Raw genomic sequence first — 25,436 nt, 5'->3', positions numbered from 1 at the left:
TTAGGCGCCTTACACCATACACCCGAAATATTAAATAAGTTGGATAGATTAAGAAAGTTTATTCCTGCCCAAATAGTCGATAAATTTTCCGCTAAAGATGAAAAAAGCAAGGTGGTGTTGCGTAACGCTTTTTTTTCGTTCTTTATAAAAGGCGTAAATATTGCGGTAAACTTTTTGACAATACCGCTGGTGCTTAGCTTTTTAAATACTACACAATACGGTATATGGTTAACACTAACTGCCGTTTTAAGTTGGTTTGCCCTATTTGATTTAGGCTTTGGCAACGGGTTGCGTAATAGGTTAACTGCCGCTGTAGCACTAAAAAAATATGACGAAGCAAGGGTGTATGTATCAACAACCTATGCTGCATTAAGCGTAATATTTGGCCTGTTATTAATAATATTTTTAGTGGCGAATCAGTTTATTAATTGGCCAAAAGTGTTTAACGCTCCGCTTAATATAAAAGGAGATTTAGACGGCGCCGTTTTATATGCCATAAGTTTACTGTTTGTACAATTTGTGTTGCGGTTAATTAATACCGTCATGTTGTCGTTTCAAAGGTCGGCCTTAGCCGATCTTACTAACACTTTGGTACAGGTATTTATTTTAATTGGGTTGTATTTTTTGAAAGTATTACATTTAAACTCGCTAACCTGTGTGGCCGCAATTTATGCTTCAGTACCTGTATTAGTGTTTCTTATAACAAGTATTGTATTATATACTAAAAAATATAGAAGCATAAGGCCATCTGTAACGCATATTAAAGTTACCCATATTAAAAGTCTTTTAAATTTGGGGCTTAGTTTTTTTATTATTCAAATTGCGGCGCTTGTTTTATATGCATCGGATAACTTTATCATTGCACAGTTTTTTACCCCAGCAAATGTTACAACTTATAATATAGCGTTTAAATATTTTAGCGTAACAAATATTATATTTACCATTGCGTTGGTGCCGTTTTGGTCAATGACTACTAAAGCACTCGCCGAAAATGATTGGAGTTGGATAAAAACGGCACTAAAAAGATTATTAATGATTTGGTGTGCTTTAATTGTCATTGAACTGATACAATTTGCATTTGCCAACCCATTGTATGACATATGGACCCAAGGCAAAGTTGTAGTACCTACATCCTTGTCGCTGATTATGTTGTTATATTTTATAACAATGAATTGCGGGGTAATATTTGCTAATTTTTTGAATGGCGTTGGTAAGGTGAAAATACAACTGCTTACTGCTATTGTCTCTATGGTTCTTAATATTCCAATTGCAATCGTTCTTATAAAAGTTTTTCATTTCGGCATAATTGGTATTCCTATTGCAACTATAACTACCATGATTGGATCTATCACTTTTAGTATATTACAAACGAATAAACTATTAGCTAATAGCGCCACTGGAATATGGAACAAGTAGAATATTGATTCAATGCATGGCGATAAAACATAATAGTTTATATGATATCCCGTATAAAAGATAGCGTAAAAAAAATTCTATTTAAAAATAGACTAAAACACTTATCACAATATATTGATATGGGTGATTCGTTCCTTTTTGAAAATTTCAATATTAATATCATAAACCCTTATCCCAGGAAAAAATATGTACGTGTTGGAAATAATTCAATATTAGATTGTCAAATAACTTTCGAATCAGGACAGGGAGAAGTTGTTATTGGTAATAATACATTTTTAGGCAGAACAAATATAATATGCCGATCAAAGATCGAATTTGGTGACAATGTATTTGTTGCATGGGGTGGATATTTTTATGATCATAACTCTCATTCCCTTGATTTTAGAGATCGGCGTAACGATTTGATTCAGCAAGTAAAAGACTACAAGGCGGGGTTAAACTTTATTGCAGGTAAAAATTGGGATGTTGTAAAAACAAAGCCTATTAAGATATGCTCGGACGCGTGGATAGGCATGAACTGTATTATATTAAAAGGGGTAACCATTGGCGAGGGTGCAATAGTGGCGGCAGGCAGCGTGGTTACTAAAGATGTACCGGCCTGGACGGTTGTAGCAGGCAATCCTGCAAAAGTTGTTAAAACGTTAACGCAATGAAATTATTAATAATAGGCTCAAAAGGATTTATTGGCAGCCACCTGGCCGATTTTTTACTCAGCAAAAACTATAATGTTTATGAGTGTGATGTAGCAGTTGATTACTTAAAAACCAATTACATAACTATTGATGCTACCAATTCCGATTTCCATGCTATATTTTCAGCTGTAAAACCTGATGTATGTATCAATTGCTCCGGGGCGGCGAGTGTGCCCGATTCATTAATACATCCGTTAAGAGATTATATTTTAAATACACAAAATGTATTTAAAATGTTGGATGCTATCAGAATACATCAGCCAGCCTGCAAGTTTATCAATTTATCCAGTGCAGCTATATATGGCAACCCCGCAGCGCTGCCCGTTAAGGAAAGTTTTATTCCTGCGCCTATATCGCCTTATGGTTGGCACAAAATGCAGGCTGAAATGATATGTAAAGAGTTTTACGACTATTACCAAATCTCAACCTGTTCGCTTCGGATTTTCTCGGCGTATGGCGCAGGCTTAACCAAACAATTGCTGTGGGACTTGCATAAAAAATTTACAACCAATGCTGTCGTCGAGCTTTTTGGTACAGGTAACGAAACACGGGATTTTATAAACATACACGATTTGGTTAATGCCATTGATTGTTGCATTCACAATGCCCGCTTTGAAGGTGAATTTATAAACGTGGGCAATGGTGTAGAAATTAGTATTAAGCAAATAGCCGACTATTTTAAAACACATTATCAGTTACGCAAAGAGGTTGTTTTTAACGGGCATACAAAGCCGGGCGATCCACTTTATTGGCGGGCTGATATATCGTTACTAACGGCAATGGGATATAAATATGCTATAGATATCGAAACCGGAATTAAACAATATATAAGCTGGGCTAAAACTGTATGAAAAGATTAAAATTAGGTTTGTGCTTTTTTGGTAACTACAAAACATGGGCAGGCGGTGTAATTTACATGTTAAATATAATAAACGCGCTAAATCTGTTGAATGATGACCTAAAACCCGAATTGTACATATTTCACAATCAAACATCGCCTATTGACGATATTATTAAAATTAATTACCCATATATTAAATTTTGTGAAGTAAATAATCACTCTGCTTTAACCAAACTTGCCAACTTTATTTGGATAAAATTGTTTGGACGTGCAATTTCATTCAAAGATAAAGTTGATGTAGTTTATCCCTATGTTAAGTTTTTGCATTTTGGTAAGCAATCTTTTTTTTGGGTGCCCGATTTTCAGGAATACTATTTTCCTGAATTGTTTTCCAAAGAGGAAATAATTGCAAGGGCCCAAAGGCATAAATATATTGCAAAAAGCAAAGGCATAGTAGTATTAAGCAGTCAAAATGCAATAAATGATTTTAAGAAATTTTACCCGCACCATACTTGCGAAACTAAATTGCTAAGGTTTGCATGCATTTTACCTGAATATAAACATGTGGTAATTGAAACCTTAAAAGAGAAATACAATATTGGTAATAACTACTTTGTGACACCTAACCAATTCTGGAAACATAAAAACCACAAAATTATTTTAGAAGCGATAGTGGCTCTTAAGCAAAAGAATCTCAATTTTCAGGCTGTTTTTACCGGCAGCCCTAAAGACCGTAGAAATAAGGAATACTTTACGTCGCTTGAGGAATATGTGAAAGAAAATGGAATAGAACGCAATGTCGTTTTTTTAGGGTTTATTGATCGCGACGAGCAGTTAATGTTAATGAAAAATTCATTAGCGATTATACAACCATCTCTTTTTGAAGGATGGAGCACGGTGGTTGAAGATGCTAAAGCCCTAAACCATTTTATAATTGTAAGTAACATTGATGTTCATAAAGAGCAAATATCTGAAAATTGTAGTTTCTTTGAACCGAATAACCCAGTAATGCTTGCTGAAATCATTGAAAAAGTTTTAGAACAAAAACCAGAACCTGTTTACATGGATTACACCAGGAACATTCAAAATTTTGGAAAAGAACTTTTAGATATTTTTCAAAGTAAATAACAAATACCCCACCCCGGTGATCAAAGCACAACTATCACTTAGTTGTATTTAATATTTAAATAGTGCATGGAGTTTAATACATTATTTCCTGATACCAGATTACGACCAGAGACCCGAATAGCAAAATGCCAGGCTGTAATGTTAAGAATGCTTAAAATATTTGATTTTTTATGTAATGAACATCAAATCGAATATTTTTTGATAGGCGGATCGCTTTTAGGAGCCATAAGGCATCAAGGCTTTATCCCATGGGATGATGACTTGGATTTAGGGATGACCCGAGCAAATTATGAACGTTTTGTAACGGAAGTGGTTCCATTGCTTCCTGGCGATATTTTTTTCCAGACAACTGAGACCGACCCTAAGTATCCAGCATGTGATTATGTTGATGCTAAATTACGTGATAGATACAGCCGGTATACAAAAAATAAGTACCAATATCATGATGGATTGCAATTAGATATTTTTGTTTACGACAAAGCATTTATACCTAGCAATTTTTTTATCATACTTCAAAATTTTTTGTTAAAAGGTACGAACAATAATGCACGCCGAGCCAAGGTATTAAAATGGATAAGCCGCACCATACCTAACAAACTTGTTTATACATGCAATTACTTACATAATTGGGCTCAACTAACCTATGGGCGTTTCTTTTTTTATAAAAAAGAATTAACGCCGCTAATACGTGTGAAATTTGAAGATATGGAAGTTACCATACCAAATGGTTGGCATGATAGTCTGACGAGGCAATATGGAAACTACATGGAATTACCACCTGAAAATAAAAGGACAACGCATCACATTGAACAACCAGAGCCTTGTTTACCATGCGATCACAAAGAATCATTAGTTTGGACAAATAATATATAAATGAGAATTGTTGTAAACGATTTCTTAGAAAAAAAGAAAGCATTGATCGCATTCAATGTTCAAAATATTTATCAGTTAAATGCTTTATATTTTGCTGCAAAAAAAAACGATACTCCGGTAATTGCACAATTTTCAGCAAAATATATCCCATATTTTCACGAAAGCTTTGATCTTTTTAGATTAATTCAGAAATACCAGTGTGATTTTTGTTATTTTCACCTTGATCATTGTTTAAATCCTAAGCTAATAGAGCAATGTATAGATGCAGGGTTTGCCTCGGTGATGTTTGATGGTTCATCATTACCTCTTCATGAAAATATTAACATAACCAATAAAATGTATCAATATGCCGCAAAACACAATAGCATGCTTGAAGCAGAATTGGGAGCAATTACGGGTATTGAAGATGGGGTAGGTATAGAGACTGGAAATTATTATTCCATACAAGAATTAGACACCTTTTCTAAAAGCGCGCAATTTGATTTGCTGGCGCTTGGCATAGGAAATGCGCACGGTGTTTATTCGTCTACTGAAGGGATAAAAATTGAAAAACTCCTTGAGGCACAAAAGGTACTTGGTTTAACCCCCCTGGTATTACATGGTGGAACGGGTATGCCGGATGAGATGGTGCGTCAAGCTATAGAGTACGGCGTAGTAAAAATTAATGTGTCTACTGCATTAAAAATAGAATATAATAAGCTTTTAAGTGAATATAGTAATAAAAGTAAAACTTACGATGAGTTTAAATTTTCACAATTTATAACAGAAAGGCTTGTTCCATTTTATGAAACCTATATTTTAAAATTTAGTATCTGAAATGAATCTGGTTATTAATTTGGGATTAAAGTCTATCAGGGGGATAGTATTTGACAATTCAGGCGATCAGGTATATGCAAAATCTTACCCGGTACACACTTATCTTTTTTTGGAAAGAGTTGAACAGGACGCAACAGAATGGCTTCTGCTGCTTGATAAGATACTGAGCGATATGGCTCAAAATACAGATTTGAGCCATAAGATTTTGCGAGTAACAGTTGCAACAAGTTCATCATGTATTTTAGGCGTTGATGAAGCATTTTATCCCATAACCAAAGTATTAATGGTTTCTGATAAACGTGCTTTGCCACAAGTGGATATAATACAGCAGTATCTCTCTGTAAAAAACATAAAAAAAGATATGATCTGTCCTGTATCGTCGCTAATACCTAAAGCAATGTGGTTTAAGGATAACTATCCGGAAATTTTTGTCAGGGTAGCTTATTGGTTAGGTGCAGCAGAGTTATTGAACTATTATTTTACTAAGCAGATATTTACAGATACCCTTAATGCCAGTAAAGCCTTGAGCATAGATGGTGTATATCAGAAAGAAGTTGTACATGCAATGGGCATCAGAATTGATACGCTACCTACAATCTTAAACATTGGAAGTATACTGCCTGTGGATGGGGATATTATTACCAAATATAAATTCAATAAGGATTGTCAATTTGTTTTAACCACTTACGATGCGATTTGTGCGGTAATAGGGTCGGGTAATGGTGAGCCAACTAATGCGTGCGATGTTTCTGGTACAGTAACTTCTGTACGTTTAATAAGAGATACACCGCTCAATTCAAGTAATAAGGTATTACTTGCACAATCGTTTGATTTTTTAAATAAATATATAATAGGATCATCTAATAATCTAGGTGGCGGTTTAATAGAATGGTGTAAGCAAGCCTTTTTTGAAAACGATGGTAACGACGTGTATTTTCAAATGGAAAATCAAGCCCAACTTTCATCGATTGGAAGTGGGGGGATAGTATTTTTACCTTATCTCTTGGGTGAACGGTCACCTTTTATAGCCCCTAATGCATCCGCCACTTTCTTTGGTATAAACCGAAGCACAACCATAAAAGATTTTACCCGGGCAGTATTTGAATCTACAGCATATGTAACAAGAGATCTGATAGAATTAATAGAAAATGATGTAGTACCCGTTGAAACGATTTCTGTTAGCGGTGGATTGGCCAGATTTGACACTATAAATCAAATAAAAGCAGATGTTTGTAATAAACCTGTTCATGTTGTTGATAACTTTGAAAGTACGTCTATCGGCGCTTTTATTTTAATGGGCATTGCCTCAGGAATATATAGTTCTTTACAAGATGCAATTAAGCAAGTTGTAAAAATAAGGAAAACAATATACCCGTCAGAAAAAAGAAATAAAATATATAACCAATACTTTGACCTGTATAGACAGTTAAACACCCAGTTATTACCGTTATACGATAGGCATAAAGTCATACTGCGCAGTAAAATTGTACATGAAAACGAAATCGTAAGAAACTTATGAGTATATATAAGTTATCGCCTAATGTTATCATTAGTAAATTAAAAGATTTAGTTAATTATATAGATACGGATGTTAAACACATATTGGTATTAAGCAGTCCAACTGTACATGCCCATCCTTGTGTTCTCCATTTCATAGAGAATGTATCGGAAACGTATAAAACAACTGTTTTTAATAAAATTAAACCAGATGCCCCAATTGATGATTTGCAATACTTGATTGATACAGTGGCAAAACCTGATTTAATCATCGCCATAGGCGGAGGCTCAGTGATTGATTCGGCTAAAGCTTTATCTATTGGTTGGCAAGGTAAAACTATTATTGACTTTTTTTACAGTAGACAAGAATTGCCTACTACAAACATACCAGTTTATGCCGTTCCTACCACTGCGGGTACAGGTGCAGAACTATCCTATGGAGCAATTATTTATGATAAAAATGCAGGTGTAAAAGGCGGGATACGGGGGGAATTGCTGCAACCTAATAAAGTATTGTTGGATATAGATCTTTATGCGTTTGCCCCAGCTAAGTTGATTGCGGAGGTTGGATTTGATTGTTTAACACATGCTATCGAAACCTATGTATCTACTGCCTCATCCCCAATTGTTGAATACCAATCTGTTGCTTCTATTAATGTTGTTTTTACTAATTTAAAAAAAGCTGTAAGCAAAAATCAAATAGCTTTGCAAAAAATGGCTATAGCAGCAACAATGATGGGAGCTAACCTAGCCTTAAGTACAACATGCTTACCTCATCGAATACAATATGCGTTAGGACCATTTACTAATACAACGCATGCACAGGGTCTTATTGTATTATACAAGGGATGGCTTAAGGAGGTATCTACTACCGACAAATTTGCTATGTTAGCTAACGACTTGGGTTTAACTGTCGATAAGTTAATCGCCAAAATACAATTGCTAAAACAGGATTTACAAATAGATTACAATTTAATGTGGTTAGGTGCTAATCAAGCAGATATAGCACAGATTGCTGCTAAAGTGACTGGTAATCTAAATACTGATCCGTGCTACAAATCAATAGATACAATTTTAAATATACTAAAAAACTCAATATGATAGGAGTTATTATGGCTGCCGGTAAAGGCAGTCGATTAGGTAACCATACAACTGACTTACCTAAATCATTATTAAAGTTAAATGATAGCGGTACGCTACTTGACTATAATATAGCGATACTGCAAAAATTAAATGTTGATAGTATCGAGATTGTAACCGGATTTAATACTCAAAAAGTAGAAGATCATGTAAGAAAGTATAGCAAGGTCAATTGCGTGTATAACCCGTTTTGGAGTACTTGTAATGTGTTAGGTTCCTTGTACATAGCTTTACAAAAAATAAATGACGATTTTTTATTTCTCCACGCAGATACTCTTGTAGAGTATTCCGTTTGGGAAAAATTAATGCATGCTTCAGGAGATATCGTAATGCCTTATAAAAAGAAAGAATGCGGCGAAGAAGAGATGAAAGTTGTTATTGATGCCGCCGGTCGATTGGTGGAAATTAATAAAACGATGGAAGGTACTGCAGCCGATGGTGAATTTTTAGGCATTGCCAAGTTCTCGTCATCAATCATCCCATTTATAACAAAAGCATCAAAGGAGTTATTTATGACTAATAACCTTGACTTTTATATGGAAGCTGTAGTGCAAATAGCAATTAATAAACAACTAGATGTAAGGGCTTATGATATTCAAGATGCTGATTTTATAGAAGTTGATTTCGAAGCTGACTATTTGTTAGCGAAACAAATGTTTAAAGTACCAGTAATATAACATAAGGCGATTTGCCTTTTAATATTAGTATACAAGCTATGTTAATCTATCATTTGCATATAATTTAAAGATATGCTTGTGCCATCTTTATCTCCGCTAAGCCAGCACATAGACAAATATGTGAATATATTAAATGAAGAGTCATTATTTTTTTAATAAAAATATACTTCCAGTAGGACTTATAATTATCCAAAGTTGCGGAATACGTTTTTTTGGAGGGCAAGGCACTTTCCTTGCATTGCTTGTGATTTATTTATGCCGTAAGGGATTCTTGTTAATGGATAAAAAAGATGCCAGCATACTATTGTCATCACTGGTGTTTATATTACTTACTAAATTAGTAAACCCCGATTCATCGTTTGCGAGGTCGTTATTTATGTGCCTGATTGTAATAGAATCGTATGTTTTTTTAGCTTGGTACCGTAAAAAAGGCATTGTTCAGTTTAAATTAGATTTATATAACGTACTTACGATTGTTTTTATACACTCCTGTATAGGTATGGCCCTTTTTTTAATAGGGCCGAATCTTTTTTCATTAACTAAAGCGTTCGATTACCCTTACAAAACATTTTTTTATCTATTTTATGTAACGGCCGATGTTTTAAACCCTGGCAGAAACACTGGGATTTTTTGGGAACCAGGTTTGCTACAGCTTTTTTTAAATATTTTTTTATTTTTGAGTATTAAATTAAAAAAGCCAACTTTACTTATAGCATTAATTGTTTTAGCTATTATATCATCCGGTTCTACTACAGGATATATCTGTTTGTCAGTTAATTATTTCTTTTATTTGGTTTTTTATTATAAAACGCATAAGCAAAGGGTAATTCTGTTGCTTATAATCACCCTAATGTTGTCGGGCGGCGTTTTTTTTGTATGGAGAAACGTTCAAGCAAAAATCGGATCCGATAATACTTCTGGCATAGCCCGCTACCGCGATTATTTGATTGGTATGCAACTTATACAAGAGAAGCCTTTGTTAGGGCACGGAGTATTTGATGCTAAATACTTATTAACGAAAAAATTTGTTGGAAATATAGAAGCTGATCTCTTTACCTCTGGCTATCTTGAAACCCAAGGCGATTTAAGTGGCGGCTACACTAACGGATTGTTACAAATTTTAGCATGGTTTGGTATCCCAATGGGATTATATATGTTATATGGCCTATATAAAAACCAAATAGTTAACAACAATAAGTTCGAGAGACCGCTCTTTTTCCTGATAATTGTATTTTCTATTATTTCCGAACCCATTAGCGGTACGCCATTTTTCTTTATTTTTGTTTTTTCATCATTTGTACGCTTTCAAAGTGTGCCAAATCAGCAAAGCAAAACCAATATTTCGTAAATATTGTAAATAATAGGAATATGAAAATATTATATGATTTGATCTTAAATAAATGGACAACAAAATATCAATTATAACTGCTGTTTTTAATGGTGAGAAATACTTGCAGGGATTAATTGAAAGCGTAATTAGCCAAGATTATAGTAATTATGAGCTTATCATAATTGATGGGAGGTCTACCGACGATACGATTGCCGTAATTAAAAAGTATGAAAAACACATAGCGTATTGGATAAGTGAAAAGGACAATGGCATTTATGATGCATGGAATAAAGGAATTGAAAAGGCCACAGGAGACTGGATTGCTTTTTTGGGAAGTGATGATGTATTATTGCCAGGGGCCTTAACAGCATATTCAAAATATTTCATTCAAGTAGGTACAGATTTCGATTTTGTGTGTTCGAAATTGATCCTTGTAAAGCAGGATGGTGAAACCGTTATTCGCACAAAGGGATGCCCATGGAAATGGGATGAATTTAAAAAAACTAATCACCTTGCTCATCCAGGCTCTTTACATAATAGCGCCTACTTCAAACAATATGGAAATTATAATCTTGATTTTAGGATCAATGGAGATTACGAGCTTTTATTACGTGCACAGGATCAATTAAAAGCAGGCTTTGTAAATGCCGTAACTGTTAAAATGCGAGATGGCGGCGTAAGTGCGGGCTATAAAGCTTTAAAAGAACATCGGGACATACTTTTAGTTGCTACAAATAGTAATTGGTTAATGGCCAACACCCATTACTTCTATCTTGTAATTAAGCTTTTCGGTAAAAAGTTGTTAGCTAAATTACAGATAAATGCTTATTTCAGAAAATCAGTTTAATTACGCAATATGAATATTCTTATACTTCACGGTACTTCCGATTTATATGGAGGAAGTAAGATTCTGTACACAGTAGCTGATTTTTTAAGGAAAAAATATGGTGTTACGGTGATTCTTTCTGAAGAAGGCCCTTTGGCAGATGTGCTACGTGAGCATGGAATTGAGGTTATCATTATGAAAATGGGGATATTACGGAGAAAATATCTAAACCCTAAAGGATTAATTAATAGAGTTAGGGCTTTAACCAAAGCAAAAAGAGAAATAAAAGAAATTGTAGAAAGCAAAAATATACAATTACTTTACTCAAATACAACAGGCGTATTAATAGGGGCGTACGTAGCAAATAGCTGCAAAATTAAACACATATGGCATATTCATGAGATTATTGAAAAGCCGGCTTTATTTACAAAGTTTATAGGTTGGCACATAAAGAAATTTGCCGATTTGGTGATCGTTGTTTCAAACGAAGTAAAAAAACATTGGGAAAAATATCTGGATGCAAATATTATTCACACGGTTTATAATGGGATAGATTACCAGCCTATTATTAATGCCGAAGACGGTTTGCGTGATGAATTGCAGTTAACCAATGACGATATACTTATTGGGATGATTGGCCGGGTTAACTTATGGAAAGGTCAAAAATATTTTTTGGAAATAACCACTTTGTTGTGCAAAAAGTACCCTAACGTTAAATTTGTTATGGTTGGCGATGTGTATCCGGGTTATGAATACCTTTACGATGAGATAAAGCAAATAATTGATAATAATAAGTTAGAAAAGAACGTATATAACTTAGGCTATCGGACCGATATTCCATATATATTAAAAGGACTAGACATCTTTATTTTACCTTCCATTCTGCCAGATCCGCTGCCAACGGTGATATTAGAGGCAATGGCGGCTGGCAAGCCTGTAGTTGCTACAAAACATGGTGGAGCTATAGAAATGGTACAGCAAGGCAAAACCGGTGCTTTGATACCCTGGGATAATGCAGAACAAGCCGTTGATAGTATATCAGCAATAATTGAAGACCCTACTTTACGAATAAATATGGGAGAAGCCGGTAAAAAGCGAGCACTTGACAATTTCTCTTTGCCGGCATTTGAAAAAAATGTTTTTAGTTTAATAGATTCGCTAAATATTGAGTAATTAACTGCAACCCAAATTTCCATTGTATGAAAATGTTATTTGTTGCTTTGTTTTTTTGCTTATTTACTATTCAGGGCTGCACGCAAAGTCATAAAATAACTTCAAATGTAGAACCTTGCATAGGTGCCTACTATTTTGATGGGTGGACAAAAGATACTAATAATAGCCATTTGACAAAGTCGCTTATCGAGGATTACTCATTCCGTAAACCAATTTGGGGATGGGTAACGAGTAAGCAAAGCATTATTGATGCACAAATAAATGCAGCGGCCAACGCCGGGCTATCTTTTTTTAGTTTTTGCTGGTATTATAATACCAGTAAACCAATTGATTCGTTAAACCGGGGATTAATGTTATACAACAAATCCTCAGTTAAGAAAAGATTGAAATTTTGCCTTTTAGTAGCTAATCATGCAGGCTCGTTAATAGGAACAAAAGAGTGGCCCGTAGTTGTGAAAGAATGGATAAAGCAATTTAAATCGGGTAACTATTTAACGGTTAATAAAAAACCATTAATTGTTTTCTTTTCCGTAAAGTCTTTAATTGAAAACTTTGGTTCGGCTGATCTTGTGCATAAAGCTTTTGATAGTTTAAAGTTGGAAGCCAATAAAGTTGGTTTAGCAGGTGTTTCAATTGCTGCTTGTTTAGGCCCGGGACGTAACGAAACTTCTGTAGCTGAAGACTGTGGTTTTGATGTTTTAACTGGTTATAATTATTGTAATGTTGGGTTTATTAAAGGGCAACAAGAAGCACCTATTGAAAACCTGCGTGTTGAGGAATATAAGATTTGGGATATGTTCCCTAAAGTAAGTAATTTAAAATACATCCCGGTTTCAACATTAAATTGGGACCCGCGCCCTTGGGCAGATACCCAAAACAATTATATGAAAAAGCCATATTTTATAGGGTATTCGGCTCAGTCTGTATATGCATCTGTTAAAGGGTGCGTTAAATGGCTTAATGATAATGCAGATTATGCTACGCCCGAGAAAATAGCTGTATTATATGCCTGGAATGAATATGGCGAAGGTGGCTATTTGACACCGACTGAATCAAAGAAAATTGAGCCATATAACGGCCTAAAATGGGCATTAGGTCTTAAACAAAAACAATCTATTAGAAAATAAGATGCGTTTAGCGATAGTGGGTATTAGGGGAATCCCGAATAATTATGGTGGTTTTGAGACATTGACCGAATATTTGGTGGAACACTTGGCAGCTGATATGGATATTACTGTTTACTGTTCGTCAGCAGACATGGATAGTAAATTGACTATTTATAAAAATGCTCATTTAAAATATTTACCCGTAACGTCGCATGGTGCCAAAGGTATAATTTATGATAGTTTATCACTCCTTAATGCAATTTATACTTATGATCGTGTTTTGTTTTTAGGTTTTGGTGGAGGATTTGTAATGCCGTTGTTAACGCAACGACAAAAAAAGAAGCTGATACTTAATATTGGTGGGTTAGACTGGAAAAGAAACAAGTGGTCGGCCTTTGCACAAAAAATTATTAAGAAAGCCGAACAGTTGTTGATAGAGAATTGTGGTAAAATAATATCTGATAACGTAGGAATTCAGGAATATATAGAAGCTACTTATCAAAAATGCAGTACGCTGATTGCATACGGCGGGGATCAGGCTGTTTATCGTGACATCACCCCTCGGGCGTTAATCGACTATCCGTTTTTAGATAAGCCTTACGCTTTTACAGTCACGCGTATCCAACAAGATAATAATATTGATATGATATTAGATGCTTTTGCTAATTGTGATTGTATCCCGCTGGTTATTGTAGGCAACTGGAATAATTCCGATTATGGTAAACAGACAAAGGTTGCCAACGAGAATAAAAAAAATGTGATATTGCTTGACGCGATTTACGACAGGGAAAAACTGGATATTTTACGCAGTAATTGTACCATTTATATCCATGGGCATTCTGCCGGGGGAACTAATCCCTCGCTTGCGGAAGCCATGTACCTGGGCCTGCCGGTATTTGCTTACGCATCAGGCTACAATGAAAAGACAACTAATAATTTGGCTGTTTATTTTAACGATGCCAAAGAGCTTAGGGCTATGGTTAAAGCCTATCAAACGTATAATATAAAACAAATTGGTGAAAATTTACAGGCGTTTGCTCATGAAAATTATGTGTGGAAAGATATTGCCGAAAAATATAAGCAAGTAATATTATCATAAAACAAAGTGTAGTTACCGTTACTTAGAGTACTGCAGCGCAAGCTCGGGCTGATCGGTAACTATACCGTCTGGATTTTTGCTTAGCCACCAAAGCATTACAACAGGATCATTAATGGTAAACGAGCTTAGAAATAAGCCATTTTTTCGGGCGTCTGCTATCAGTGTCTCATTTTTTTGATAAATATCGTATGAAAAATCCATACCTGTTATACCTAACCCTTTCAATTGCGTTGCAGATAAAGTACCTGAAAGGTATTCGGTTGTTGATGTGACATCTACTTTAGCTATGTGAGCTAGTATATCAGAGCCATAGCTGGTATATCTTACCCATGCCTGGGCCTTTGTACGGTTAACCAAACTTAATACGCTATCGGTTAATTCTATGCCGGCCGCATTGCTTATAACCGATTGTTTAATTTCCAAATCAAGCCTGGTTCTGTTTTGCGTCACAGTTGCAGTTAAAAAGCTAAGTAAAGTAGGTATAGTTTCCCCATTAGAAAGTTTTTTAGCGCACAATTCCTGATAAGTGGATTTCTCAATACTTATGCCACCGAAAACATCATCGTGACTAACTACCACAACTTTATCTAAGGTTAAATGCACGTCAAATTCTGATCCCTGTGTTCCAATAACAAACGCCTGTTTTAATGCAGCTAATGAATTTTCCGGAAGACCAAGTTTTACGAATGCGCCTTTATGGGCAATAACCTTATTTGTTAAGAATTGATCGTATACAAGGGTAAAAGATTTCTTGTAATTTATACTATCCGTAAAAAGTAAATCGATATTTAAAAATTTTTCCGCAATGATTTTCGTTTTGCCGGTTTCTGTTAAAAATAATGAGTCATTTTTGAAATATACATAGTTAGCATCGGCTTCAGAAAAAAATGCTTTCCCAACTAAAGTACTAGGATATAGTTTACCAATAAAATTTTTTGCAGTACCACTATTGTAGGTATAATTGGAAAAAGTAATGCTGGGATTAAAAGTATTGGTATAAGATACTGCCGGAGTTACTGGTGTTGGTATCGTAGTAGTTGTGGCGGGTATATTTGCAGCAGGAACAGCTACAATATCCTTATCCTTGTTACACGAAACGAACCCCATTATAGAAAGGGTATAAAAAATCAACATTTTTTTGCCCAGAGCGTAATAAGATTGTTTTTGGGTTAGGGGTAAAACTGTTTTCATTTAATTGTATTGGATGGAGACAACTATCATACATAAATCCCTTTTATTTTAAACAAACCCACATTACGCATTTCTATAGGAAGTTTGTAAAAATATGAAGAAATAATTGCCCATTTAATTAATAGTTTGATTCTTAGGGGAATCTGTTACAATAATAATATTATTTTGCAATAAAAGTAACGTCATTGGTTATTTTATTCTTTAAAAACAGTTACTTCTGAATCTGTTATCCGTGTATATCAAACTGGCCCAATTGCTCACTATCTTATGCAAATAATAATAGGTTTATAGATTAGGTTAAGTTCTACAATAATTATTAAACCTAAATGTTTGCTTAATTTTCCAGAGCCATGTAAGTTTCTCCTATCGCCTAGATGTTTGGATAAGAGGATTTCATAGTAATCTAACGGTTTTATAATGCTTTCAAGCTTTTTATTACTGTCCTTGGATAAATGACAGTTTAAAGAGTGCTTATTAATACATGTACATTAAAGAAAGGGATAATTAATATGATTTTTAACAAAAAATTCGTTATTTATCCATATTTTTGAACCAAAATACAATATTTATTGCGGTAATAATAAATATAGTGTGTGCCATTCACATTATTAAAACCTATCGTCAATTAAAGCAACTGTCCGCTGGTTGCTGAATTTATAAAGTGCTTAGATAGAAACAACAAAAAAATAATAAATGATTAAAGTTGCATTAATTGGTGCTGGCAAAATGGGGATTTCGCATTTATCCATACTTGGCGCACATCCTGACGTTGAGGTGGTTGGAGTTTGCGATACGTCTAAAATGGTAAATGATTTTTTATCTAAGTATGGCAATTTTAATTGTTTTACGGAGTATCAAAAAATGGTAAACGAGGTGAAGCCTGACGCTGTTGTAGTAGCGGTGCCAACTAAGTTTCATTACACCATTATTAAAGATTTGCTGGTAAACGGGATTCACGTATTTGCAGAAAAACCGTTTTGTTTAACATCAGCACAAGGTAACGAACTTGTAGAACTTGCTAAAAATAAAGGTCTAAAAAATCAGGTTGGTTATCATAACAAGTTCGTAGGTACTTTTAGTGAAGTGAAACGTCTTGTTAATAGTGGCATATTAGGTAAAATTGACCATTTTGTTGGCGAGGCGTACGGCCCTGTGGTAATTAAACCTAAACAGGATACCTGGCGGTCTGATCCTTCAGAAGGTGGTGGTTGTTTACTTGATTATGCATCGCATGTAATTGATCTTATAAATGATATTCTTTCTCCTGTAACTGCCGTTAAGGGCAGTTTGCTCAAATCCATCTATTCAAAAAATGTTGAGGATTCGGTATACTCCTTGTTAGAGTTGTCCAATAATATCAATGGTATATTATCGGTAAATTGGAGTGATGAAACTTATCGTAAAATGTCTACTTCAATTACGATAAATGGATCTAACGGTAAAATTATTTCTGATGCAAATGAACTTAAAGTTTTTTTAAAAGACCCCTCAGGGCAAAAAGGATATGTAAAAGGGTGGAATTTGAAATATATTACTGATTTAACGCCACAAGTTGATTTTTATTTGCGAGGCGAAGAATACTCGGCTCAGTTGGATTATTTTATAAACGTGGTAGCAGATAAGGCACCAAATACGATAAATACTTTTGAAAGTGCCTGGTATACCGATAGGGCTATTGAATTAATTAAAAGCAGTGCTAAATAAATAATGGAAAGAATACTTTTTGGCGATAACCAGTTTTTTGCTGTCAACCATATATCAGATGAAAAATCCAGAGCTCAGTCTATTAAATTTAAGGATGATAGCGCTATTATTAAAACCCTCGATGAGGCTAGATCTTTGGGGATAAACACTTTCATGTGTACTACACATGATAGGATTGCTAACATTTGCAGTATCATTCGCGATAACTCCGAGAAATATAACGGATTTAAAATATTCCCCTGTATGCCTTATGCGCATAAATATGCTAATGCCGTAACGGAATTGGGTATTGCCGGTACACTTAAGCAATATGTTCCAGGGAATTTTTTTGGCTCGCTGTTTAAAGGAGGTGTGGCGTTTTTATCAAAGGATTATTTGTCAATTATGGAATTATTGGTAGATGCTGAGATGAAAATGTTTAAAGGCATTGAAACACCGGTTATTTTTTTGCAAAACGTAATTACAGATCTATTTCTTGGGCTGCGTGCCGATGAAATACTAATTGCTTTTCATCATTATGTAAAAAAGAAATATAACGCTGACGCAGGGTTCATTACCATGAATATGCCTAAATTATTGGATGTACTTGAAAAAGGAGGGATTACTAACCCTATTATTTGTTCCTCTATAAATAAAGCAGGCTTCCGGATGTCAGGCGGTAAGGAGATTTATGAAGAATATTTAAAGACCAGAAAATTTCGCGCAGTAGCAATGCAGGTGTTGGGCGGTGGTGCTATCGCGCCTAGGGAGGCTATAGAATATGTTTGTTCTTTACCCAATATTGAATCAATACTATTTGGTGCATCGTCAAAAGCTAACATACAAAACACAGTTGAAAATATTCATCATTTTGACGCCGAGCACTAGTCTTGGTTATCATATCTACTTTACCAATGTCTCACAGTAAAATTTGGTTTGTTGTTATATTTTTAATAGCCGTGCCCCCAATAAATTTGCAGGCTCAAAAAAAAGAATTTGAATATAGTGTTGAGGGGCAAGTAGGTATTACACCGTCAGGTAAACTCCCATTTTGGTTACGCGCAAATCAAAATGGCAATATTCCACTTACCGGGTTATCAACGGGTATTATAGGCTCAATAGTTAAAAATTATAACGATACCAGTCGTTCTTCCTTTCAATGGGGCGGTGGCTTGCAGGTCAGGGCAAATGTAGGCAACAATTCAAACACCACGTTATTACAAGCATATTTAAAACTAAAGAAAGGCATTTTTGAAGTTAAAGCCGGCCGTTTTAACCAAATTATAGGTATAGTTGACACAACCTTATCATCTGGTGCTTTCAGTATATCAAATAATGCCTTAGGTATCCCGCAAGTATCTATTGCAATGCCAGATTATTACCAATTAAAATATTTTAACAAGTTATTTTCCATTAAAGCAAGTTATGCTGTAGGTATTGTGGGCGATGTGCCTATCGGCCTAAATAGATACATCGATCATGCTACCGCTTACTATCAACAAAATTCTATTTACGTTAAACTTGGGCGGCCTGATTGGCGCTTGTCACTTTATGGAGGTATTAACCATCACGTAATGTTTACAGATGAGCGAAAAGTATATGGGCAATACTTTACACTTAGCCTGCCACAGGTGTTCGTATATTCAGCAATTGGCAAAACCTATTACCCACCAGATCCTGAAGATCTGCTGCAACGCTCATTGGTATCCAAAGTGGGTAACCATATTGGCTCGGTTGATATAAGCATGCAATATGAGTTTGATGATACGCGCATGATGATTTACCGGCAAAATATTTATGATATTGGAGCTATTGGACACCTGGCTAATATATTAGACGGGATAAATGGGATAAGTTTTACCAATAAACGATTTGGTAAAAAGCAGGTAGATTGGCATAAATTGGTTTTTGAAGTAGTTTATACAAAAGACCAGGCAGGTTATTACAGCTCAACTTTTACAACATCTGGTGATGAAAACTATTATAATAATTATGAATATATCAATGGCTGGGATTACAGAGGCTTAAATTTAGGTAATCCGTTACTGGCAACTAGGGCTTACACGCGCGATGGTTTAGCAGCTGATATTAAAGACTATGTAATTGATAATCGTGTTTGGGCATTTCATGCTGGAGCCGAGGGGAATATTAAAGGGCTATATTTGCAAACTAAACTAACATACTCGCACAACTATGGCACGTTTGGCACCAGTCCTGAAGGCCATTCGCATAGCAAAACATTTTATCCGCCCGTATTTGGTTTGTTTGGTCGGGTCAATCAGCTTTCAGTTTATGTAGAAGCGAATAAAAAGATAGAAAGAAATTTAACAATCGGCGCGGCTTTGGCTGGTGATATGGGTGGATTATATTACGACTCGGCCGGTATCATGTTTAAACTAAAAAAAACCTTTAATTAATTTTATAAAAGGTAATTTCGTCTAATTATGAATAATATTTTAGTGTTTGGCGCATCGGGACAGTTAGGACATTGTTTAAAGCGGGTAACAGAAAATAGCGGTATTTCTAACATCGTTTTTCCCGATGAATCATCTGCTAACATCTTGAATCAGCAAGCCATCAATATTTTATTTGATGAGTATAAGCCAGCTTACTGCATAAATTGCGCGGCATATACTGCCGTAGATAAAGCTGAAGACAATATAGATTTGGCCCGTAAAATTAATAAAGATGGCGCTGCAAACCTTGCCAAAGCCTGTAAACAATACAACACAATACTTATCCACATCTCTACCGATTTTGTTTTTGAGGGGAATGTACCCCGCCTGTTAAATGAAGAAGATCCAGCTAAGCCCTTAAGTGTTTACGGCCTTACAAAATTAGAGGGAGAGCAGGACATTATTACATTTGCAGACAAGTATTATATTTTACGTACCAGTTGGCTGTATTCTGAATTTGGAAACAATTTTGTGAAAACCATGCTACGTTTAGGTAAAGAAAAAGACCAACTGCGAATTATAGCAGATCAGATCGGCACCCCTACTTATGGTATTGATCTGGCAAAAGCCATTTTGCAGATCATCGAATCAGGTAAAACTGACTATGGAATCTATCACTATAGTAATGAAGGAGTTGCATCCTGGTTCGATTTTACCAAAGCTATATTTGACCTTACTGATATCATTACCGAGGTATTGCCCATCACTACCGATCAATACCCCACCCCAGCCAGGCGGCCTGCTTACTCTGTTATGGATAAAAGTAAGATAAAGTCAACCTTTGATATGTCAATACCTTATTGGCGTGATAGTTTGAAAGATTGCATTGCAGCACTGATTTAGTATCTTAGCGTAATTATTTTATAATATGAAAGGCATTATTTTAGCAGGCGGTTCTGGTACTCGTCTTTACCCAATAACTAAAGCCATAAGTAAGCAATTGATGCCTATTTATGATAAGCCTATGATTTATTACCCATTATCGGTTTTAATGCAGGCAGGTATAAACGAAGTTTTAATAATTACAACCCCCGAAGATAACCCCGGATTTGTGCGTTTACTGGGTGATGGGAAGGAGTTGGGCTGTCATTTTGAGTATGCGATACAGGAAGTACCTAATGGCCTTGCACAAGCATTTGTAATAGGCGAAAAGTTTGTTGGTAATGATAAAGTTGCATTGATATTAGGTGATAATATATTTTATGGTACTGGTTTCGGCGAATTAATTGCCAGTTTTAACGATGTAGATGGCGCCGCTATTTTTGCCTATAAGGTTGCCGATCCCGAACGTTATGGTGTTGTGGAATTTGATGAACATTTTAAAGCACTTTCTATTGAAGAGAAACCAACTCAACCAAAATCAAATTACGCAGTACCAGGTTTGTATTTTTACGATAATAGCGTAGTGGAAATAGCAAAAAATATTAAACCGTCCTCTCGTGGTGAGTTTGAAATTACAGATGTGAACAGACATTATCTTGAACAGGGTAATTTACACGTTGGTGTAATGGACCGTGGAACTGCCTGGCTGGATACAGGTACGTTTGATTCATTAAGCGATGCAACTGAGTTTGTACGTGTAATTGAAAAGCGCCAGGATACTAAAATTGGCTGCATTGAGGAAGTGGCTTACCAACAAGGTTTCATTACAAAAGAAAAATTAAAGCAAATTGCCCAAAAATACGTTAAGAGTGGGTATGGACAATATTTATTAAAACTGAATTAATTACTGTAACTATACATGTCATCAAATAAAAAAGTAGCCTTAATAACAGGTATCACAGGTCAGGACGGAGCCTATTTAACAGAATTATTATTAGCTAAAGGTTATGAAGTTCATGGTATAAAACGCCGCAGTTCCTTGTTCAATACGGATAGGATAGATCATTTATATCAGGACCCGCACGAAGATAAAGTAAAATTGACTTTGCATTATGGCGACTTGACAGATTCAACAAACCTGATACGCATTATTCAACAAGTTCAGCCCGATGAGATATATAACCTGGGGGCAATGTCTCATGTAAAAGTAAGTTTTGATACACCTGAGTACACTGCAAATGCTGATGGAATTGGCACCCTGCGTATATTAGAGGCAGTGCGCTTGTTGGGGCTCATCAAAAAAACCAAGATATACCAGGCATCAACATCAGAGTTATATGGCCTTGTACAAGCAGTCCCTCAGTCTGAAACTACACCATTTTATCCGCGTTCGCCATATGCGGTAGCAAAAATGTATGCCTATTGGATAACTGTTAACTATCGTGAAGCTTATGGAATGTATGCCTGCAATGGTATATTATTTAATCACGAAAGCCCCTTACGTGGCGAAACTTTTGTGACCCGCAAAATTACACGTGCCGCAGCTAAAATTGCTATGGGTTTGCAGGATAAACTTTACCTGGGTAACCTGGATGCACAACGTGATTGGGGACACGCCAAAGATTATGTGGAAGCCATGTACCTCATATTGCAGCAAGAAACCCCTGAAGATTTTGTAATTGCTACAGGTGTTACTACCCGTGTGCGCGAATTTGTGCGCATGGCTTTTGCTGAAGTAGGTATTGTTATTGAATTTAAAGGTAAAGATGCTGAAGAAAAAGGCTATGTGGTTAGTTGTAGTAATCCATTATATCAAGTTGCCCCGGGTACCGAGGTAGTTGCTGTCGACCCTAAATATTATCGTCCAACTGAAGTTGAACTACTAATCGGCGATCCGACAAAATCATGGGAGAAACTGGGCTGGAAACCCAAATATGATCTGCAGGGCCTGGTAAGTGAAATGGTTGCCGCCGATCTGGAATTATTCCGAAAGGAAAAATTATTGAAAGACTCGGGATACACCATTAAAAATCAATACGAGTAATTTGATTAAATCTACAGCTACCTATAAACATCTTTTAATGGAAAAACAAGCTAAAATATATATCGCCGGGCATAAGGGGATGGTTGGTTCGGCCATTCATCGTAAATTAACTACAGAAGGCTATACTAATATTATTACACGTACATCCAGCGAACTCGATCTGCGCAGCCAGCAACAGGTTACTGAATTTTTTGCTGCAGAAAAGCCCGATTATGTTTTCCTGGCGGCAGCTAAAGTTGGTGGTATTGTTGCTAATAATACTTATCGTGCCGAGTTTTTATATGATAATTTACAAATCCAAAACAACATTATACATCAATCATATGTAAACGGGGTTAAAAAGTTGATGTTTTTAGGCTCCAGTTGTATTTATCCTAAAATGGCGCCACAGCCACTAAAGGAAGATTACCTGCTTACCGGTTTACTTGAACCAACTAACGAACCATACGCCATTGCAAAAATTGCCGGTATAAAAATGTGCGATGCCTATCGTGCCCAGTATGGATGCAATTTTATATCGGTAATGCCAACCAACTTATACGGGTATAACGATAATTATCATCCACAAAATTCACATGTTTTACCAGCGTTGATTCGCAGGTTCCATGAAGCCAAAGTGAACGGTGTCGCCGACGTAACTATATGGGGAACGGGAGCACCTATGCGCGAGTTTTTGTTTGCCGATGACCTGGCTGAGGCCTGTTATTATCTGATGCAAAATTATGATGAAGAAGGCTTGGTAAATATCGGTACCGGCAAAGATATCACTATAAAAGATCTGGCGTTTTTGATAAAGAAGATAATTGGATATGAAGGCGAAGTGAAATTTGATACCAGCAAGCCCGATGGTACCCCCCGCAAATTAATGGATGTATCTAAACTACATAGCAAAGGCTGGAAACATAAAATTGAACTGGAAGAAGGCATTGAACTGGCCTATCAGGATTTTTTAAGCAGATATTAGTATTGCAAAGGCGCCTAAATGGTGCCTTTGTTGCGTATATGTTGTGCTACAAAATTGATCACGTCGCCCGGTGCAATCCAATTGATCTCTTTGTCTTTATTAAACCAGGTCATTTGCCGCTTGGCAAAACGTCGGGTGTTTTGTTTCACCAATTCAATAGCTCGCGGTAAATCAGTTTTATCGTCCAGGTAATCAAAGATTTCAGTGTAACCTACCGTTTGCAAAGCGTTCAAACTCCGGTATGGCATAAGCGCCTTTACTTCCTCTACAAGTCCGTCAGCTATCATTTGGTCGACCCTTAAATTAATGCGTTCATAAAGTTTTTCGCGGGAAAGCGCCAAGCCAATTTTTATAATGTTGAAGGGTCTTTGTTTAAACCCTTTTTTGTGAAACGATGAGAATGGCTGTCCGCTGCTTTCAAATACCTCCAGAGCGCGTATCAAGCGTTGAGGATTGTTGATATCCACCTGCTGATAATATTCCGGATCAGCAAGTTTTAGCTTTTCTTGTAGAAAGGAAATGCCTTTTTCAGCATATGTCATATTGAGTCGCTCGCGTACAGTTGGGTCAACATCGGGCAACTGGTCAAACCCTTCACAAATGGCTTTAATATATAAGCCCGATCCGCCCGCCATTACTACATTTTCGTGCGTTTCGAATAACGTATCTAACAAAGCCAAACCCTGTTGCTCAAAATCGCCTACATTAAAACTATCCGTGATAGTATGCGAATTGATAAAATGGTGTTTTGCATGCGCCAGTTCATCTGTAGTTGGCTTGGCGGTACCAACACTCATTTCCCGGTAAAATTGCCGTGAATCGGCCGATATGATCTCTGTATTTAAATGCCGTGCCAGTTGAATGCCAACAGCGGTTTTGCCGCTGGCCGTCGGCCCTGCAATTACAATAAGTGTTTTTGATGGTTTGCTCATGGTTAATGCTAACTATGATCCATGAACTATCAATTATTAACTGATATTAATAATCATCATGCCCGTGACCGCGACCTTCATCTTCCATGTGCTCGTTGTCCGAAAACTCGTCCATTTCATCATCTTCCTGATCGTCTGCATCAATCCCGTGTGTTTCTTCCTCCTCTTCACCGGTATCAGTTACTTCCGAAAAATCTTCCGCATCTTCAGGTACAAATTCCATCTCGTTTAAAAAATCAAAGTCTTCATTTGTTGGCGGCAGTACAGTGGGATTAAAGTTATTGGCAAACATTTTTGGCGCTTCGCCTACACTTTTAACAATGTGCGGGTAAGTTATCTTAGGGTCTTCATCCAGAATGATCTTCATCAACTCCACATGAAAATCGTAAGGGCGGTCGAAATTATAAGTATAATAAAATTTTTGATGCGGATCATCTATAAAGCTACTCAGTTTTACTTTTTCCATTAAAGAAATTCCGCGGTCAATTCTTTTTTGATTGGGTAAATAGGTAATCTCCTCGCCTTTTGTCCACTGATCATTGCTGATATAAAAAGAAGACGATTGTTCGGGGCTATAGCCGGTAGACTGATGTATAGCCTTGTGAAGATCTTCAAAAGTTTGATTCGATTTTATATCGATCTCCCTCATCACATCATCATAGTCCTCGAAAGATACCCTAAACCTGTATAGTGCCATTTTTTATAGATAGATTTTGGTCAAAAATAATAC

General features: G+C 36.0%; 24 protein-coding genes. 21 read left to right on the top strand and 3 right to left on the bottom strand.

Annotated elements, in window-relative coordinates; all coding sequences use genetic code 11:
• Positions 1-39: 39 nt before the first annotated feature.
• The 14 genes from IRJ18_RS16105 to IRJ18_RS16040 all read left to right on the top strand — a co-directional run bounded on the left by IRJ18_RS16105 (position 40) and on the right by IRJ18_RS16040 (position 14,614).
• Positions 40-1,416, top strand: coding sequence for an oligosaccharide flippase family protein (locus IRJ18_RS16105; protein ID WP_194107335.1), 1,377 nt, complete (start codon positions 40-42; stop codon positions 1,414-1,416).
• Positions 1,417-1,457: 41 nt separating this feature from the next.
• The gene (locus IRJ18_RS16100) at positions 1,458-2,069 is read left to right on the top strand and encodes an acyltransferase (RefSeq protein WP_194107334.1); all 612 of its coding nucleotides are present in this window, start codon (positions 1,458-1,460) and stop codon (positions 2,067-2,069) included.
• Positions 2,066-2,959, top strand: coding sequence for an NAD-dependent epimerase/dehydratase family protein (locus IRJ18_RS16095; protein ID WP_194107333.1), 894 nt, complete (start codon positions 2,066-2,068; stop codon positions 2,957-2,959). Before IRJ18_RS16100 ends, IRJ18_RS16095 begins: the two co-directional genes overlap by 4 nt.
• On the top strand, positions 2,956-4,077 hold the full coding sequence (locus IRJ18_RS16090; RefSeq protein ID WP_194107332.1) for a glycosyltransferase: 1,122 nt from the start codon (positions 2,956-2,958) through the stop codon (positions 4,075-4,077). Before IRJ18_RS16095 ends, IRJ18_RS16090 begins: the two co-directional genes overlap by 4 nt.
• Positions 4,078-4,143: 66 nt before the next feature.
• Positions 4,144-4,950 carry a LicD family protein gene (locus IRJ18_RS16085; protein ID WP_194107331.1) on the top strand — a complete coding sequence of 269 codons (807 nt, stop codon included), beginning with the start codon at positions 4,144-4,146 and terminating at the stop codon, positions 4,948-4,950.
• Positions 4,951-5,766, top strand: a complete 816-nt coding sequence (locus IRJ18_RS16080; protein ID WP_194107330.1) for a class II fructose-bisphosphate aldolase — start codon at positions 4,951-4,953, stop codon at positions 5,764-5,766.
• Position 5,767: 1 nt separating this feature from the next.
• Positions 5,768-7,285, top strand: coding sequence for a xylulokinase (locus IRJ18_RS16075; protein WP_194107329.1), 1,518 nt, complete (start codon positions 5,768-5,770; stop codon positions 7,283-7,285).
• Entirely contained in the window at positions 7,282-8,364 is a 1,083-nt protein-coding gene (locus IRJ18_RS16070; RefSeq protein WP_194107328.1) for an iron-containing alcohol dehydrogenase family protein, read from the top strand. The genes IRJ18_RS16075 and IRJ18_RS16070 overlap by 4 nt, the downstream gene beginning before the upstream one ends.
• On the top strand, positions 8,361-9,080 hold the full coding sequence (locus IRJ18_RS16065) for a phosphocholine cytidylyltransferase family protein (protein WP_194107327.1): 720 nt from the start codon (positions 8,361-8,363) through the stop codon (positions 9,078-9,080). The genes IRJ18_RS16070 and IRJ18_RS16065 overlap by 4 nt, the downstream gene beginning before the upstream one ends.
• Before the next feature lie 133 nt (positions 9,081-9,213).
• Complete coding sequence (locus IRJ18_RS16060) at positions 9,214-10,428, top strand: O-antigen ligase family protein (protein ID WP_194107326.1); 1,215 nt, start codon at positions 9,214-9,216, stop codon at positions 10,426-10,428.
• A gap of 52 nt (positions 10,429-10,480) precedes the next feature.
• On the top strand, positions 10,481-11,257 hold the full coding sequence (locus IRJ18_RS16055) for a glycosyltransferase family 2 protein (RefSeq protein ID WP_194107325.1): 777 nt from the start codon (positions 10,481-10,483) through the stop codon (positions 11,255-11,257).
• A gap of 9 nt (positions 11,258-11,266) precedes the next feature.
• The gene (locus IRJ18_RS16050; protein WP_194107324.1) at positions 11,267-12,409 is read left to right on the top strand and encodes a glycosyltransferase family 4 protein; all 1,143 of its coding nucleotides are present in this window, start codon (positions 11,267-11,269) and stop codon (positions 12,407-12,409) included.
• A gap of 26 nt (positions 12,410-12,435) precedes the next feature.
• On the top strand, positions 12,436-13,536 hold the full coding sequence (locus tag IRJ18_RS16045) for a glycoside hydrolase family 99-like domain-containing protein (RefSeq protein WP_228072904.1): 1,101 nt from the start codon (positions 12,436-12,438) through the stop codon (positions 13,534-13,536).
• 1 nt (position 13,537) lies between these two features.
• The gene (locus tag IRJ18_RS16040; protein WP_194107323.1) at positions 13,538-14,614 is read left to right on the top strand and encodes a DUF1972 domain-containing protein; all 1,077 of its coding nucleotides are present in this window, start codon (positions 13,538-13,540) and stop codon (positions 14,612-14,614) included.
• An 18-nt stretch (positions 14,615-14,632) separates the two neighbouring features.
• Here the strand turns inward: IRJ18_RS16040 and IRJ18_RS16035 are convergent, their stop codons facing one another.
• The gene (locus IRJ18_RS16035) at positions 14,633-15,805 is read right to left on the bottom strand and encodes a glycerophosphodiester phosphodiesterase (RefSeq protein ID WP_194107322.1); all 1,173 of its coding nucleotides are present in this window, start codon (positions 15,803-15,805) and stop codon (positions 14,633-14,635) included.
• Between the two features lie 693 nt (positions 15,806-16,498).
• On the opposite strand from IRJ18_RS16035, the gene IRJ18_RS16030 reads away from it, so the two are divergent.
• The 7 genes from IRJ18_RS16030 to fcl are packed head-to-tail and all read left to right on the top strand — an operon-like array spanning position 16,499 to position 23,774.
• Positions 16,499-17,509 (top strand): Gfo/Idh/MocA family protein, encoded by a 1,011-nt coding sequence (locus IRJ18_RS16030; RefSeq protein WP_194107321.1) that lies wholly within the window; start codon positions 16,499-16,501, stop codon positions 17,507-17,509.
• 3 nt (positions 17,510-17,512) lie between these two features.
• Entirely contained in the window at positions 17,513-18,376 is an 864-nt protein-coding gene (locus IRJ18_RS16025; RefSeq protein WP_194107320.1) for a hypothetical protein, read from the top strand.
• Between the two features lie 26 nt (positions 18,377-18,402).
• On the top strand, positions 18,403-19,905 hold the full coding sequence (locus IRJ18_RS16020; protein ID WP_194107319.1) for a capsule assembly Wzi family protein: 1,503 nt from the start codon (positions 18,403-18,405) through the stop codon (positions 19,903-19,905).
• 27 nt (positions 19,906-19,932) lie between these two features.
• Entirely contained in the window at positions 19,933-20,787 is an 855-nt protein-coding gene (rfbD, locus tag IRJ18_RS16015) for a dTDP-4-dehydrorhamnose reductase (protein WP_194107318.1), read from the top strand.
• Between the two features lie 25 nt (positions 20,788-20,812).
• Positions 20,813-21,670, top strand: coding sequence for a glucose-1-phosphate thymidylyltransferase RfbA (gene rfbA, locus IRJ18_RS16010; RefSeq protein ID WP_194107317.1), 858 nt, complete (start codon positions 20,813-20,815; stop codon positions 21,668-21,670).
• 15 nt (positions 21,671-21,685) lie between these two features.
• Entirely contained in the window at positions 21,686-22,810 is a 1,125-nt protein-coding gene (gmd, locus tag IRJ18_RS16005) for a GDP-mannose 4,6-dehydratase (RefSeq protein ID WP_194107316.1), read from the top strand.
• Between the two features lie 37 nt (positions 22,811-22,847).
• Complete coding sequence (gene fcl / locus IRJ18_RS16000; protein ID WP_194107315.1) at positions 22,848-23,774, top strand: GDP-L-fucose synthase; 927 nt, start codon at positions 22,848-22,850, stop codon at positions 23,772-23,774.
• Positions 23,775-23,788: 14 nt separating this feature from the next.
• Here fcl and miaA read toward each other — a convergent pair whose 3' ends face one another.
• Together miaA and IRJ18_RS15990 are read right to left on the bottom strand one after the other, a co-directional pair.
• A complete protein-coding gene (gene miaA / locus IRJ18_RS15995; protein WP_194107314.1) occupies positions 23,789-24,706 on the bottom strand; it encodes a tRNA (adenosine(37)-N6)-dimethylallyltransferase MiaA in 918 nt (305 codons plus the stop codon).
• 46 nt (positions 24,707-24,752) lie between these two features.
• Positions 24,753-25,403 (bottom strand): IS1096 element passenger TnpR family protein, encoded by a 651-nt coding sequence (locus IRJ18_RS15990; RefSeq protein ID WP_194107313.1) that lies wholly within the window; start codon positions 25,401-25,403, stop codon positions 24,753-24,755.
• Positions 25,404-25,436: the final 33 nt, after the last annotated feature.

It is taken from the genome of Mucilaginibacter boryungensis (genome assembly GCF_015221995.1).
Classification (GTDB): Bacteria; Bacteroidota; Bacteroidia; order Sphingobacteriales; family Sphingobacteriaceae; genus Mucilaginibacter; species Mucilaginibacter boryungensis.
The sequence above is the reverse complement of the archived record's forward strand: the minus strand, read 5'-3'. Positions and strand labels throughout refer to the sequence as shown.